We start from the raw sequence: 13,715 nt of genomic DNA, 5'->3' as shown, positions 1-13,715 counted from the left end.
AGATGGAACTAAATAAGATCATTACAATTTTAGAAGAAAATAATTATAAATACGATCTCAAAAGTGAAAAAATCGTTGTTGCTCTCGATTTATCTCAGGAGGTTATAATAGACTTTTCAAATCCAAAAAAAACTATAATTTCTGACCAGCTTACAAATTGGAATTTTTTAACTGGTTGCTTTAAAATAAGCTTAAAAAATGCAATTCTATATAATTTTATTTTGCTTTTATTTTTTGGCTTTTTTTGTCAATATGCAAAATTTATAAATCAAGACTTTACCAGTTTATTATTAATATTTATCGCCTGGATTTTATTGTTTGCAGTTTACTATTTAATTAAATTAGAGAATTTTAAATTGCAACTTTTACTGATGACAAAGTAAATCATGAAAGACTGCCCGAAGATTAATTGCCGCAGGCCTAATCCAGTTAATTGGTCTAAGTTCAATTATTTTAAAATAATCTTTAAAAGGCTTGAAAATTGTATGTAAACACTTATCCAAATTGCGGGCTTTACATTAGAAGAAAATAATGCAACTTACATATGATAATTGTTAAAAGCGATTTTGGCAATTGAGAAATAAATCAATTTTTGGCTTCTGTCGAACAACAGGAAATGTGCTTTGTTAAAACAATAGTAAATAGTTAACAAAGAAGAATCTTTAGATTTGTATGGTAATCTGTCTTCTAGCTAGAGTTGAACTTCAAAGTTTTACAGAGTTTTTGTTGTTGTCAGTAATGTTTCGAACTCGATCCTTCAAATTGTTTTAATACAGTAATATAAGTTCTTGCTAAATCTAAAAGCATCGATTGTACACCCAGTTTAATCCTAGTATCATAAGAAAAGCCATTATTTAATTGGCTGCTGATTCTGAAACTCTTCGATGGTTAAGTTTCCGAGTGCAGAATGTCTTCTGCAGGTGTTGTAAAAGTTCTCGATATAATCGGTTATTGATTTTTCTGCTTTCTCTTTAGTCTTATATTTATTTTGGTATATCAGTTCTACCTTTAATGTCTTGAAGAAGCTTTCTGCTATTGCGTTATCATAACAGTTTCCTTTTCGGCTCATGCTTTGGGTTATTTTATTTGTGACTAATAAAGCAGTAAACTCACGACAGGCATATTGCTTTCCTTGGTCTGAGTGAAAGAGTAATTCCTGATTGTCCTGCAGGGGACGATTTAGAAGAGCTTTTGCTAAAGAGGCAATGCTGGTATCTTTTGCCCGCATTGTTTCGCTGATTGACCATCCGATCACTTTACGGTCAAAAAGGTCTATCACCACAGTAAGATAGATCCAGCCTTCATCTGTTTCGATGTAGGTGATATCAGAAACCCAGATTTCGTTTCTTCTGGATGCCTTAAAAATCTGTTCTAATCTGTTTTCTGCTGATCTGTTATTACGGGGTGGGTTTGTAGTCTTTTTATATTTAGATTTTGCAATGCTTCTCAGATGGTTTTCCTTCATAATTTGCCCGACAAATTTTCTGGAAACTTTTATCCCGATGGAATCTAATTCTTTAGCAATTCTAGGGCTTCCGTATCGGCAATGGCTCCAGTGGTAAATTCTTATAATTTCTTTTATTATATGGGCTTTCCGCACTGACTTTGCAGTGGGTGTTCTTTTCCTCCATCGGAAGAAACTGCTTTTGTGGATCTGAAAAATCCGGCACATCTTCTCGACAGGAAATATTTCAGCATTTTCTCTGATGAATTCATATTTCACCCGCCGCTCTTGGAGAAGATATTTTGAGCCTTTTTTTAGGATGTCCCTTTCAATTTCTAATTCTTTTATCTGTTTCCGAAGCTTCTGCAGCTCATTTTTATGGGATATTTCAGATGAAGTTTTCTTTATGGTAAATCTGCCTTCTTGGTAAAGCTTCTTCCAGTGGTGAAGGGTACTTGTACTGATGTTGAGTGCTCTTGCCACGTCACAGACTCTTCCGCAGTGAATGCTCATGGAAGCGGCCAGGATCTTAAAGCCTAAAGTAAAGGTTCTCCTAGTATTTTTCATGCCGTTTAATTTAGCGGGAATAAAGTTAGCCGCCAGTCAGAAATTTTTAGGCTATATATCTTCATTTTTTACTACATCCGATAGATACTGCCTAAGCTTTTAGTCGCAAAAAAGGTATCAACTCCAGCCGGAAAGTGCACCGATTCTGCACCTTTAATTTTGTGAGCATTTATAAATATTGAAAACAGCCCATAAAGCAAAAAAGCCAGTAAATCATCGGATTTACTGGCTTTAAGACATTTTTTAAGGCTTTTTAAAAAGATTGAAAACTTTAAGTTTTCCAGCTTTTCGGCCTTTTCGTGGGGAGAGCAGGATTCGAACCTGCGAAGTTCACACAGCAGATTTACAGTCTGCCCTCGTTGGCCGCTTGAGTATCTCCCCTCAGCTTTGTATTGTTGTGCTTTGTTGTTCTAAGCGGTTGCAAAGATAGCAACGTTTTCTACATTTGCAAACAAAAAAAGCACTTAATTTTAAGTTATTTTAAAGTTATTTTTTAATTCATTGGAAGTGAATAAAATAAAAAAAGCTTAATTGGGACTTTTTTTTTATTTATTCAATAAAATAGGATTATTCTTAATGTGTGATTGCCGTTTTTTTATGTTTTACAGCATAGATTTAAATTTATAATTACTGATTTTCCTCATAAATCAAGAGTAAAGTTGATCAAAAATTCTGTTTTGTTTATGAGTGTTGACTTAAAAAAAAAACAAACATATTTAATATGCAGATCGTTTTCTAAGGGCTGATTAATTAAAACTGTTGCTATTTTTAATGAGTTTTCAATATTGAGTATAAAATAAAAAAATCTCCACGAGGGAGATTTTTTATTATTCTGAAAATGCTATTATTTAGCTAAAAGCTCTACGATTTTTGCTTCCAATTCTGGACCTCTTAAGTCTTGAGCAACCACTTTTCCTGAGGCATCAAGAATAAAAGTTGCAGGAATAGATTCAACATTATATTGTTTTGCAATTGGCTCGTCCCAAAATTTTAGGTTTGAAACGTGTGTCCAAGTTAAGCCATCTTTTGCAATCGCTTCTTTCCATTTTGCAGCATCTTTATCTAAAGACACTCCAACAATATTTAATCCTTTTGGGTGCAATTTTTTATACATTGCTACAACATTAGGATTTTCTTGTCTGCATGGTCCACACCATGAAGCCCAGAAATCTACGATTGTTACTTTACCTAAACTTTGTTTCAGTGAAACTACTTTTCCTTCTGGATTAGGAGCCGAAAAATCTGCTCTTCATTTAGCACTGCCCACTGGTGCAGCTGTAGCTCCAACAGATGGCATTTTTGCTTGGCCAAATCTAGTTTTGATTTCTTTTCCAGGAGTAGTCTTTTTCAAAGACTCATCTAAAGAATTGTAAAGGCTTTCTAATTTTTTAGTATCAGCTGTTGGATCATTCAATAAATTTTGAATAAGAATAGCTGAGATATATGATTTTGGATGAGTTTCAGCATAAGTATAATATTTCTTTTTGCTGTTTTCTCCAACTTCTTTCTGGATTTCCATGTATTGTTTCATCAAGCTGTTGATAACTGCTGTATCTTGAGCTTGCTGTGCTTGCTGCATTTTTTGATTATTCTTTTTCTGAAAATCAATTAAGCTTTTTTGAGTTTTTGTAATATCTTCAATGAAAGATACATACTCATCATTATTGTAAGTTCCAGAAACTTTAGATTTTTGGATACTGTCTTTATCAATTGTAACTTTAATTTCACCTGATTCAAGAATCAATGGAATAGGACCATTAGCTCCTTGTAAAATCAAAGTATGGAAAGCTGGTTCAGTTACTTTTCCTTTTATTTCAAATTTTCCATTTTCAACTTTTACTGTATCAAGAGAAACTGGCATTCTTGTAGCAGGATCTGCACCTTGTAAAATAATAGTTTTCCCGTTTTCAATCCCTGTAGCTGTACCTGTAATAAGGTATTCTCCATCTTTAACTTTGCTGCAAGAAATGATAGCTGCAGAAGCTGTAAGTACAAAAAGTATTTTTTTCATTATAAAAAATTAATTAGTTAATTGATTTGTGCAACAAAAGTATCTAAAATTATAAAACATACAGAATTTTGTAACCTAAAATTTTGTTATAGTTTTTTTAGTCTTAAAACCCATTGAATCAGTGTGTTTGTTGGCTTAATTTGATTTAAAACTCTTAACTAGAAACTAATTTTAAATCTTAATAATCAAATTTTTAATTTTTTGACATAAAAAAAGCGCTCGTTTAATAGAGCGCTTTTTTGTAAATATAGTGTTTAAAAACTATTCTTGATTTGTTTTCTTTCTCCAAGTAAAAGAGTTTAAGATATGTCTTTTTGCAAATCTTCCAGGAGAATCAGCATTTACCATTTTAACGTAAGTTGCTTTAGGAACACTAATGTATTCGTAAACGCTTCCGTTAGAAAAGTCAATGATTAAACGACCTTCAACAAATTTATAATCTGTAATTGTACAAGTTGAAATTGTTTCTGTGTACTCAGGTAAATTAAGTTTAATAGTATCAGGGTGAATGCTTACTAAAAAGTGGTAAGCTTCGATGATAGTTTTACTTTTTTCTTCAGCAGCTTTTAGACCAGCGTCATCTCCTTGAAATTTATCAGGATGCGCTTCTTTCATTGCATTACGATAAATTGTTTTTAACTCTTTTAACTCTGCAGTTTTTTCTACGTTTAGTAACTTGCGGTATTCAACTATTTTTTTCATAAATAAAAGGTAACTACTTGTCTATTAGTTTGAAATCGATATTAATTAGTTCAAATCGACAAATTTTTTGCAAAGGTACACTTTTTTTTAACTTTTTAGTTTTGATGTACAAAATATTGAGAAAAGTAACTATAAGTTTATTTAACCGCAAAGGGAGCTAAGATTTTTTTAAACACAAAGTTTATCAAAAATTACGCAAAGAATGCTAAGATTTTTATTTAAACATTATTTACAAAAGCAAAGTTCGCAATGCCTTGTATAAAAAAAGCTTTGCGAACTCTGTGTTTATAAACGTTCCTTTAGATAAAAAAAAAACTTTGCGTTCTCTGCGTTAAAAATTAAACGTTCCAACCTGAAACCTGAAACTTGAAACAAAAGAACTATTCCGGCTTATGATTAGCCTTATCGAAGTTTCTTGATTTCTTTGGGTATTTATTGTAGCTGATATCACTTGGGTTTTCGATAATCGATTTTATAGTGATCCAATCGCCGACATTAAAGTTAGATTGAACCATTTTATAATCTAAAAGATATTCGCCGCAGAAATAATTATTGTTTTCATCTTTTTCTATAATACCTGTAAAAACTCCTTTTTGCGGCATTTTTTGTTGTGAATCTTTAGACATCTTTTTTTATTTTGAAATTACGAAGCAAAGGTAAGCAATTAATGTTTGTTTTAGGGAGTTCCATACAATCTGAGTATATTTGCAGCATGCAGAAAAACTTTAAGCCACATCCTAATTCTTTTAAAAATACATTTTGTGCCTTTAAGGAAGTGCTTCCAAATGAAATTGAAGGTTTAAAAAAGCAATTTGAAAGTAAAGCAGGAAGTTCTTATTATTATACAGAAGCAGGAATGTACCGCGTTTCCAATCATTGGGGAAGATTAGCAAACAGTAAATGGCGTTTAATAGCCAGAGAGCCTGAGACAGAATCGAAAACTAAAATTGGTTTTGCCAAATGGGAAGAATTTTACCCAGACAACGCCGAAGAAAAACTGTATTACATAAAAGCCGATTTCGAAAAGAATCTTGCCAATTATGAGCATAAACAGAACCCAGAATATGATGGTAAAGCAGTGCTGCGAACAAGTTTTGAAACGACCAAAAGATTGAAACAAATAAGAAATTTGCAGCAATTAACTTCTTGGGCAAAGCATTTTGATTATGATGATATTGATGAATTGCGAAAGCAGATTATCAACGAATTAATTTTTACGGAGAAAACGTTGGAACAAATTAAAAGAGAAATATAATGGGACGCAATAACGAACGCAATATCAAGAAACACAATGATAAATTGCACAAAGCCCAAGCAAAAGCAAAGCAAGCCGAAATAGCTCGTAAAGAAAAGCTAAAGGAAATTGTAAAGAAATTTAACGAAAGTAAAAACGAAGAATAAATAGTTTCAAGTTTCAGGTTTCAGGTTTCAGGTTTCAAGTTAACGTTTGGAATATGAAACCTGAAACTTGAAACAAAATAAAAACAAAAAAATATATGAATAGTAAATTCGAAAACTTAAAAGCAAGCGTACAAGAAATTATCGATTTAATCGCTGCAAAAAATGACAGAGAAGCAAACAATAAATTATTGGAGGTAAGCGAAACACTAGACGAAATGATTGATTTTGCAGAAGAAGATGAAGAAGTAAGAGAAATCACTCGTTATCAGGTTTTGTTGAATCAGCTTCATGTAAAAATTAATGGAGAAGAACCAGTCGATGGAGAATAAAAAATGCTTCTGCGATACCGGTTTATTGTTTGAAAACTGCTGCGGATTGTATTTAGATACTAGTCAAAAAGCTCCATCTGCATTGGCATTAATGCGTTCGAGATATTCGGCATACGCTTCTCATAATGCAGATTATCTTTTGGAAACGACTTATAGTTCAGAAAGAAAATATTATTCAAAACCAGAAATTTTAAGATGGGCAGTTTCGAATAAGTGGCAGAAACTAGAAATATTGAGTTTTACAGAAAATACAGTTGAATTCAAAGCCTACTTTTTAGATTCAAATAATAAACCACAAGTACATTATGAGTTTTCTACTTTTAAGTTCGAAAATGGATCTTGGTACTACGTAGACGGAAAGTTTGAATAATTAATACATCTAACATTGTTAATTGTAGTTTTTGATTAAATATTTTAACTAAAAATTAATAAACGATTCGTTTTTCATAATTCTAAAAAGACGTAATTTTAGATTTATGAAAAACGAATTTAAAAAAGGCTTTTACTTTAAGACTTACGAAGCTCCTTTTCAGTCTCCGTTTGACAAACTTTTTACTATTTTTAAAGAGTTGATCACCCATACTTCGGGCGATTTTGACGAAGCTATCAGCTGGCTTCGGGAACTGGACATCGAATATAAACTTACCGACGAAAATTATACCATCGACGATTTTATTGAGGATCTTAAGAAAAAAGGATACATCAGAGATGAAGTTAAAGACGATGGAAGTCCTGGATTAGGAATTACTGCAAAAACCGAAAGAGCCATTAGACAACAGGCTTTAGATCAGATTTTTGGTAATTTGAAGCGTTCAGGAAGCGGTAATCATAAAACGAAACATGCCGGAAATGGAGATGAACACACAGGAGAATTCCGTGAGTTTAATTTTGGAGATGGTTTAGAAAGAATTTCTTTGACCGAAAGTCTTCGAAATGCACAGATCAATAATGGGGTGGAAAGTTTTATGCTCACCGAAAATGATTTGGTTGTCGAAGAAACGCAGTACAAAGCACAGATGAGTACGGTTTTGATGATCGATATCAGTCACAGCATGATTTTATACGGCGAAGACCGAATTACGCCTGCGAAAAAAGTGGCCATGGCTCTTGCTGAATTAATTACGACAAGATATCCAAAAGATACACTCGATATTTTAGTTTTTGGAAATGATGCCTGGACAATTCCAATTAAAGATTTACCATATTTACAAGTTGGACCTTATCATACCAATACGGTTGCAGGTTTGCAGCTGGCAATGGATATCCTTCGCAGAAAACGAAATACCAACAAGCAGATTTTCATGATTACCGATGGAAAACCAAGTTGCGTTCGCGAACGTGATGGTTCCTATTATATGAATAGTAATGGTCTTGACGAATATATTGTAGATAAATGCTACACACAGGCTCAGCAGGCAAGAAAACTGCATATTCCGATCACAACTTTTATGATTGCCAAAGATCCGTATTTACAGCGTTTTGTAAATCAGTTTACAGAAGCAAATCAGGGAAAAGCATTTTATACTGGACTGAAAGGTTTGGGTGAAATGATTTTTGAAGATTATGAAACGAATAGGAAGAAAAGAATTAAATAAAGGGGCAAAGGTTCAGAGGAACAAAGGTTCAAAGTTTTTTTCTGTAGCGACGCACAGTAGTGCGTCTATGTAGGTTCAAAGGTTTCTTTGACGAAAAAAATATAACGCTCACCAAATCAATAATAAACAATCTATATTTCAATAAAATGGAAATAAATAATATAAAGACTTTAGGTCAATTAAAAGCCGCTGGATATAAAAGTACAAGCATTAAAGATGAATTGCGAAATAATCTTCGTGAAAAAATAAAATCCGGAAAACCTGTTTTTGAAGGCGTTCATGGTTTTGAAAATACTGTAATTCCAGAACTAGAACGCGCAATTTTATCACGTCACAATATTAATTTACTTGGACTTCGCGGACAGGCAAAAACTCGTTTGGCGCGTAAAATGATCGAATTATTAGATGAATATATTCCGTATGTATCGGGTTCAGAAATTAATGACGATCCGTTAAATCCGATTTCTCGTTTTGCTAAAGATTTAATTGAAGAAAAAGGAGAAGACACACCAATTTCTTGGCTGCATAGAAGTGATCGTTTCTTCGAAAAGTTAGCAACTCCAGACGTAACCGTTGCCGATTTAATTGGAGACGTAGATCCAATAAAGGCGGCAAATTTAAAATTGTCTTATGCAGACGACCGCGTAATTCACTTCGGAATGATTCCGAGAGCGAACCGCTGTATTTTTGTAATCAACGAATTACCCGATTTACAGGCAAGAATTCAAGTTGCTTTATTCAATATCCTTCAAGAAGGCGACATACAAATTAGAGGTTTTAAAGTTAGGATGCCTCTGGATATGCAGTTTGTTTTCACGGCAAATCCAGAAGATTATACCAATAGAGGAAGTATAGTAACACCTTTAAAAGACAGAATTGGATCTCAGATTTTAACGCACTATCCTGAGAATATTGCTATTGCAAGAACTATTACAGAACAGGAATCTAAATTAGATCAAAACCAAACGGATATCGTTTATGTACCGAGCTTAGCCAGAGATATTTTAGAACAAATAAGTTTTGAAGCCCGCGAAAGCGAATATATCGATAATAAAAGTGGTGTAAGTGCCAGAATGAGTATTACAGCTTTTGAAAATTTAATAAGTACCGCAGAACGTCGTGCTTTGATTTCTGGAGTTGATAAAACAACGCTTCGTTTATCTGATTTTATCGGTATCATTCCTGCGATTACAGGAAAAGTAGAATTGGTTTATGAAGGCGAGCAGGAGGGAGCAGATGTTGTGGCAGAAAGTCTTATTGGTTCAGCGATCAGAACTTTGTTTCCAGAATATTTTCCTAAAATTGAAAAATTAGAAAAACCAGACGAAAAAACGCCGTATTCTGATGTTGTAGAATGGTTTTTTGCCGAAAGTGGTTTCGAATTATTAGACGATGCTTCAGACGCAGAGTATAAAAATATTCTGGATGAAGTTACTCCATTAGATGAATTATTAAAAAAATACCAGCCTCAACTGGCAAAAGAAGATCAATACTTTATGAAAGAATTTGTTTTGTGGGGATTGGTTGAATATAGAAAATTAAGCAAAGACAGATTTGCAAAAGGAAATCAGTTTAGAGATATTTACGGAAGTTATATCAGTAAATTTTAAGCTAATTTTCTTTAAAATCTTATCTGGTCTAACTGGTTTTTTAAAACCGGTTGGGCCTTTTTATTTTGGAATAGAGTACTTTTACAATCCAAATATAAATCTATGTTATTCCTTATTTTAAGCATTTTATGCAGTGTTATTGTGGGTGTTGTATTCAAAATTTCAAGAAAATACAATGCAAATCCTTCTCAGATCATTTCTTTCAATTATATAACAGCCATTACGCTCTGCTATTTTACTTTTGGACCAGACCTTCAATCATTAGATAATAATGCACCTTTAGGAATTTATACAGCAGTCGGAATTTTACTTCCAATTGTGTTTTTATTTTTGGCACTTTCCATTCGATTTATGGGAATTGCAAAAACAGATGCCGCGCAGCGATTGTCGCTTTTTATTCCCATTTTAGCAGCCTGGCTTTTGTTTAATGAGTCATTTAACACTTATAAAGTTATTGGTGTTTTAATTGGTTTTGCCGCCCTTTTATTCATTCTTAGAAAACAGTCTGACAATAATGACAATAAATGGATTTATCCAGCATTGGTATTATTCGGTTTTGGACTTGTAGATATACTTTTTAAGAAAATTGCTTTGTATACGGCAGTTCCTTATACAACATCTTTGTTTTTGGTTTTTCTAATTTCGTTTGCTGTTTCTGTCTTTATCGTGCTTTATAAAATAATTATTCCAAAAGAAAAATTAGAAGTTAAAAATATTCCTTTCGGAATGCTGGTTGGAGTTTTTAATTTCGGAAATATTTTATTCTACTTAAAAGCTCATAAAGCATTTGCAGAAAATCCGTCGACAGTTTTTGCAGGAATGAACATGGGGGTTATTATTCTTGGAACTATAATTGGAGCTTATTTCTTTAAAGAAAAGCTTTCTAAAACTAATATTTTTGGCTTGTTTCTGGCTTTAATTGCTATCGTTTTTATATTTATTTCACAATTGCAGTAAATTTTTTTAGACGTTAATCCTTTAATTTACAGTTGATTTAATGTTATGTTTTCAATTGATCGAAAATAAACTCGACTAATTCTATAGAATTTATAAATATATTTTTGTAGATTTGCTTCAACAATGAAAAACTATAGCCGAAATATGAAAACGTTTTTTCCATGCAGCTTTGCGATGTGCTGCATGATGAACCGCGTTTTGAAATGGCGTTAATAGAGAAAGTACTTGTTAGTTATTTTTTTTTTTAGCCTTTCATTGCACCATGAAAGGCTTTTTTTTGAATTATTTAAAAAATGAAATATGAGAACCAATAGAAATATAAATATTTTGATGCGCTGCTGTTTAATAAAAATTCCGTGTTGCATGTAGCAGAAGCAATAAAGCAGATAAAAATCTTCATAAAGAAGATATAACTTAAAAAGTAACCCAAAACTAAAAACTATATATTATGAGTTCAGAAATTATAAAACATAATCCCTTTCAATCGATGATTGATCGCTTTAATATTGCTGCAGATATTTTAAAATTAGATGATTCTATTAGACAAAAACTACAGCGGCCAGAAAAACAAATCACTGTAAACTTTTCTATTACCTTAGATAACGGAGACGTTCAAAATTTTGAAGGTTACCGAGTAATTCACAATACAGCTTTAGGACCTTCAAAAGGAGGCATTCGATATGATACCGCTGTTAATCTCGATGAAGTAAAAGCACTTGCCGCCTGGATGACCTGGAAATCTGCTGTAACCGGAATTCCGTTTGGCGGCGCTAAAGGCGGCATTATTTGCGATCCTAGAAAACATTCTAAAGCAGAATTAGAAAAAATTACAAGAGCTTACACAAAAGCTTTAGCGGATATTTTTGGACCAGAAAAAGATGTTCCAGCTCCAGACATGGGAACTGGTCCAGACGAAATGGGCTGGCTGATGGATGAATTTTCGATAGTGCACGGCAGACCAATTCATGCCGTAGTTACAGGAAAACATCTTCATTCTGGAGGATCTTTAGGCAGAGTAGAAGCTACAGGAAGAGGCGTAAGTATTATAAGTCTTCTGGCACTTCAAAAATTAAAAATCAGACCTGCAAGAGCTACTGCGGCTATTCAAGGTTTTGGAAATGTCGGACTGCATTCGGCTTTATTTTTATATGAAAAAGGAATAAAAATCGTTGCCGTAAGTGATGTTTCAGAAGCTTTGCATAATCCAGACGGAATTAATATTCCAGAACTGATTTTGTATTATAATTTGAATAATAAAACGATAAAAGGTTATCCAAATTCGGTTGCCATAAAACATGACGATTTATTGCTTTTAGACGTTGATGTGTTGATTCCGGCTGCAAAAGAAGATGTGATTACGCAGAAAAATGCAGGAGATGTTCAGGCAAGAATTATTGTTGAAGGTGCCAATGGTCCTGTTTCTTCAGATGCAGATCAAATTCTCCATGATAAAAATATATTAGTTGTTCCTGATATTTTAGCCAATGCCGGCGGTGTTACGGTTTCTTATTTCGAATGGCTTCAAAATTCGCTTTTGGAGTCTTGGAGAATTCACCAGATTAACAAACGTCTGGAGGATATATTAGAAAAAGGTTTTGATACTGTTTTTAGAGTTGCAGTAAAACATGATGTAACGCCTCGTATTGCTGCTTATATAATTGCTTTGAAAAAAGTAGCCGAAACACAATCGGTAAAAGAAGTTGCTTTAGAAGCGCCTCAGTATAAACAAAATTAAATCAGGTTTACTTCGTAAAGATCATTTTCGTTGATTACATTTTTAGTCTTTAAAAAGGTAATTAACGGGAGTGTCTTTTTCGTTTGTGCTATTAAATACAATTTTTAGAATCGAAAAATATCATACAAATGAAAAATATCAATTTTCTAGCTTTTGCTATGCCAGCCTTTTTTCTTTTTTTATTTTTAGAATATAAGCTTGCTCAACGCAGAAAAAGGCCTGAAATTTTTAACTATGAAAGCTCAGTTTCTAATATTAGCATTGGTATTGCAGAGCGGTTGATTAACTTATTTATTGCCGCCAGTTTTTATCAGTTGTATTATTTAATCTATGACGATTATAGAATATTTGATATTCCGAGCAACGCTTTGGTTTGGTTTGCCCTCATTCTTGCCACCGATTTCGTTTGGTATTGGTACCACCGATTAGGACATGAAGTCAATTTTTTCTGGGCGGCGCATATTGTGCATCATCACAGCGAAGAATTTAATTTTACCGCTGCGGCCAGAATTACAACTTTTCAGGCAATAATACGAACGGGATTTTGGTGTGTGCTGCCATTAATGGGTTTTCATCCTGCAATGGTAATTACGATGCTAATTGTCCACGGAGCATATTCTTTTTTTACACATACACAGCTTATTGGTAAAATAAAATGGCTGGAATATGTTTTTGTAACACCTTCTGTTCATGGCGTTCATCATGCATCTGACGAAAAATATCTGGATAAAAATTACGGAGATATGTTTACGTTTTGGGATCGCCTTTTTGGAACTTTTCAAACCGAGGAAGAAAAACCAAAATACGGGTTAACGCACCCGCTTAAAAGCTATAGTTTCTTGTGGCAGCACTTTCATTATTACTTTGAAATTTACGAATTATGGAAACGCTCCAGCGGATTTAAAGCGAAATGGAAGGCGGTTTTTGGAAGTCCAGCCCACATGGATCAAGATATTCGCCCCATTCTGGAAAAGCGTTTTCTTCAGGATAAAAGTAACCCGCATCAAAGACTTCGATTTAAAAATTACCTTTATATAAAATTGGGAATCTGTACGCTGGTTTTAACCGTTTTTACGTATTATTTCGATTATTTAGAAATCTATGATAAACTGTTTGTACTTTGTTTTATTATAATCACCTTAATCAATTGCGGGGCTTTATTAGAACAGCGAAAATGGATATATTATTTAGAATATGCCCGTATTTTATTAATTACAACTTATTTTTTATACGAAGAAGATTTGATCATGTTTTTCTTCGTGCCTATTGCAGTAATGATTTTTGTTGAGCAGTTATTTTCGTTGAGTAAACTCTATCAAAATACAATTTTGCAATTGGAGACTTCCGAATAATAAAATATAGCC

Annotated in this window: 15 protein-coding genes and 1 tRNA gene; 10 read left to right on the top strand and 6 right to left on the bottom strand. The window is 33.1% G+C overall.

Annotation, left to right across the window (positions count from 1 at the left end):
• Positions 1 to 2 precede the first annotated feature (2 nt).
• A complete protein-coding gene (locus QMG60_RS18560) occupies positions 3 to 383 on the top strand; it encodes a hypothetical protein (protein ID WP_281865987.1) in 381 nt (126 codons plus the stop codon).
• Between the two features lie 467 nt (positions 384 to 850).
• On the opposite strand, the gene QMG60_RS18555 is transcribed toward QMG60_RS18560, so the two are convergent.
• From QMG60_RS18555 to QMG60_RS18530, 6 genes are all read right to left on the bottom strand, one after another.
• Positions 851 to 2,011, bottom strand: coding sequence for an IS3 family transposase (locus QMG60_RS18555; RefSeq protein ID WP_281865986.1), 1,161 nt, complete (start codon positions 2,009 to 2,011; stop codon positions 851 to 853).
• 300 nt (positions 2,012 to 2,311) lie between these two features.
• Positions 2,312 to 2,392, bottom strand: a tRNA-Tyr gene (locus QMG60_RS18550).
• A 463-nt stretch (positions 2,393 to 2,855) separates the two neighbouring features.
• A complete protein-coding gene (locus QMG60_RS18545; protein WP_082586769.1) occupies positions 2,856 to 3,215 on the bottom strand; it encodes a TlpA disulfide reductase family protein in 360 nt (119 codons plus the stop codon).
• Positions 3,216 to 3,260: 45 nt separating this feature from the next.
• Positions 3,261 to 4,022 (bottom strand): DUF4369 domain-containing protein, encoded by a 762-nt coding sequence (locus tag QMG60_RS18540; protein ID WP_057116262.1) that lies wholly within the window; start codon positions 4,020 to 4,022, stop codon positions 3,261 to 3,263.
• A gap of 261 nt (positions 4,023 to 4,283) precedes the next feature.
• Positions 4,284 to 4,724 carry a KTSC domain-containing protein gene (locus QMG60_RS18535; RefSeq protein WP_057116261.1) on the bottom strand — a complete coding sequence of 147 codons (441 nt, stop codon included), beginning with the start codon at positions 4,722 to 4,724 and terminating at the stop codon, positions 4,284 to 4,286.
• A gap of 380 nt (positions 4,725 to 5,104) precedes the next feature.
• Positions 5,105 to 5,350 carry a hypothetical protein gene (locus QMG60_RS18530; RefSeq protein WP_057116260.1) on the bottom strand — a complete coding sequence of 82 codons (246 nt, stop codon included), beginning with the start codon at positions 5,348 to 5,350 and terminating at the stop codon, positions 5,105 to 5,107.
• 86 nt (positions 5,351 to 5,436) lie between these two features.
• On the opposite strand from QMG60_RS18530, the gene QMG60_RS18525 reads away from it, so the two are divergent.
• The 9 genes from QMG60_RS18525 (at position 5,437) to QMG60_RS18485 (ending at position 13,703) form a co-directional block, all read left to right on the top strand.
• Positions 5,437 to 5,979 carry a hypothetical protein gene (locus tag QMG60_RS18525; RefSeq protein ID WP_281865985.1) on the top strand — a complete coding sequence of 181 codons (543 nt, stop codon included), beginning with the start codon at positions 5,437 to 5,439 and terminating at the stop codon, positions 5,977 to 5,979.
• A complete protein-coding gene (locus QMG60_RS18520; RefSeq protein ID WP_095931643.1) occupies positions 5,979 to 6,125 on the top strand; it encodes a hypothetical protein in 147 nt (48 codons plus the stop codon). The genes QMG60_RS18525 and QMG60_RS18520 overlap by 1 nt, the downstream gene beginning before the upstream one ends.
• A 95-nt stretch (positions 6,126 to 6,220) precedes the next feature.
• The gene (locus QMG60_RS18515) at positions 6,221 to 6,454 is read left to right on the top strand and encodes a hypothetical protein (RefSeq protein ID WP_248727372.1); all 234 of its coding nucleotides are present in this window, start codon (positions 6,221 to 6,223) and stop codon (positions 6,452 to 6,454) included.
• A complete protein-coding gene (locus tag QMG60_RS18510) occupies positions 6,426 to 6,824 on the top strand; it encodes a YchJ family metal-binding protein (protein ID WP_281865984.1) in 399 nt (132 codons plus the stop codon). Before QMG60_RS18515 ends, QMG60_RS18510 begins: the two co-directional genes overlap by 29 nt.
• A gap of 106 nt (positions 6,825 to 6,930) precedes the next feature.
• Positions 6,931 to 8,049 carry a VWA domain-containing protein gene (locus QMG60_RS18505; protein WP_057116256.1) on the top strand — a complete coding sequence of 373 codons (1,119 nt, stop codon included), beginning with the start codon at positions 6,931 to 6,933 and terminating at the stop codon, positions 8,047 to 8,049.
• Between the two features lie 146 nt (positions 8,050 to 8,195).
• Entirely contained in the window at positions 8,196 to 9,659 is a 1,464-nt protein-coding gene (locus QMG60_RS18500; protein WP_281865983.1) for an AAA family ATPase, read from the top strand.
• A gap of 102 nt (positions 9,660 to 9,761) precedes the next feature.
• Positions 9,762 to 10,616 (top strand): DMT family transporter, encoded by an 855-nt coding sequence (locus tag QMG60_RS18495; RefSeq protein WP_281865982.1) that lies wholly within the window; start codon positions 9,762 to 9,764, stop codon positions 10,614 to 10,616.
• Positions 10,617 to 11,064: 448 nt separating this feature from the next.
• Positions 11,065 to 12,351: a Glu/Leu/Phe/Val dehydrogenase gene (locus QMG60_RS18490; protein ID WP_281865981.1), complete on the top strand. Its 1,287-nt coding sequence runs from the start codon at positions 11,065 to 11,067 to the stop codon at positions 12,349 to 12,351.
• A 128-nt stretch (positions 12,352 to 12,479) separates the two neighbouring features.
• Positions 12,480 to 13,703 carry a sterol desaturase family protein gene (locus QMG60_RS18485; RefSeq protein ID WP_281865980.1) on the top strand — a complete coding sequence of 408 codons (1,224 nt, stop codon included), beginning with the start codon at positions 12,480 to 12,482 and terminating at the stop codon, positions 13,701 to 13,703.
• Positions 13,704 to 13,715 lie beyond the last annotated feature (12 nt).

The organism is Flavobacterium sp. GSB-24, from assembly GCF_027924665.1.
In the GTDB taxonomy this organism is placed as follows: Bacteria; Bacteroidota; Bacteroidia; order Flavobacteriales; family Flavobacteriaceae; genus Flavobacterium.
The sequence above is the reverse complement of the archived record's forward strand: the minus strand, read 5'-3'. Positions and strand labels throughout refer to the sequence as shown.

Bases quoted from the DNA above. Each gene is read 5' to 3' on its own strand.
- QMG60_RS18510 (WP_281865984.1), top strand. From the start codon at position 6,426: ATGGAGAAGAACCAGTCGATGGAGAATAAAAAATGCTTCTGCGATACC.
- QMG60_RS18530 (WP_057116260.1), bottom strand. From the start codon at position 5,350: ATGTCTAAAGATTCACAACAAAAAATGCCGCAAAAAGGAGTTTTTACA.
- QMG60_RS18540 (WP_057116262.1), bottom strand. From the start codon at position 4,022: ATGAAAAAAATACTTTTTGTACTTACAGCTTCTGCAGCTATCATTTCT.
- QMG60_RS18525 (WP_281865985.1), top strand. From the start codon at position 5,437: ATGCAGAAAAACTTTAAGCCACATCCTAATTCTTTTAAAAATACATTT.
- QMG60_RS18515 (WP_248727372.1), top strand. From the start codon at position 6,221: ATGAATAGTAAATTCGAAAACTTAAAAGCAAGCGTACAAGAAATTATC.
- QMG60_RS18555 (WP_281865986.1), bottom strand. From the start codon at position 2,011: ATGAAAAATACTAGGAGAACCTTTACTTTAGGCTTTAAGATCCTGGCC.
- QMG60_RS18495 (WP_281865982.1), top strand. From the start codon at position 9,762: ATGTTATTCCTTATTTTAAGCATTTTATGCAGTGTTATTGTGGGTGTT.
- QMG60_RS18485 (WP_281865980.1), top strand. From the start codon at position 12,480: ATGAAAAATATCAATTTTCTAGCTTTTGCTATGCCAGCCTTTTTTCTT.
- QMG60_RS18500 (WP_281865983.1), top strand. From the start codon at position 8,196: ATGGAAATAAATAATATAAAGACTTTAGGTCAATTAAAAGCCGCTGGA.
- QMG60_RS18505 (WP_057116256.1), top strand. From the start codon at position 6,931: ATGAAAAACGAATTTAAAAAAGGCTTTTACTTTAAGACTTACGAAGCT.
- QMG60_RS18535 (WP_057116261.1), bottom strand. From the start codon at position 4,724: ATGAAAAAAATAGTTGAATACCGCAAGTTACTAAACGTAGAAAAAACT.
- QMG60_RS18490 (WP_281865981.1), top strand. From the start codon at position 11,065: ATGAGTTCAGAAATTATAAAACATAATCCCTTTCAATCGATGATTGAT.
- QMG60_RS18520 (WP_095931643.1), top strand. From the start codon at position 5,979: ATGGGACGCAATAACGAACGCAATATCAAGAAACACAATGATAAATTG.
- QMG60_RS18560 (WP_281865987.1), top strand. From the start codon at position 3: ATGGAACTAAATAAGATCATTACAATTTTAGAAGAAAATAATTATAAA.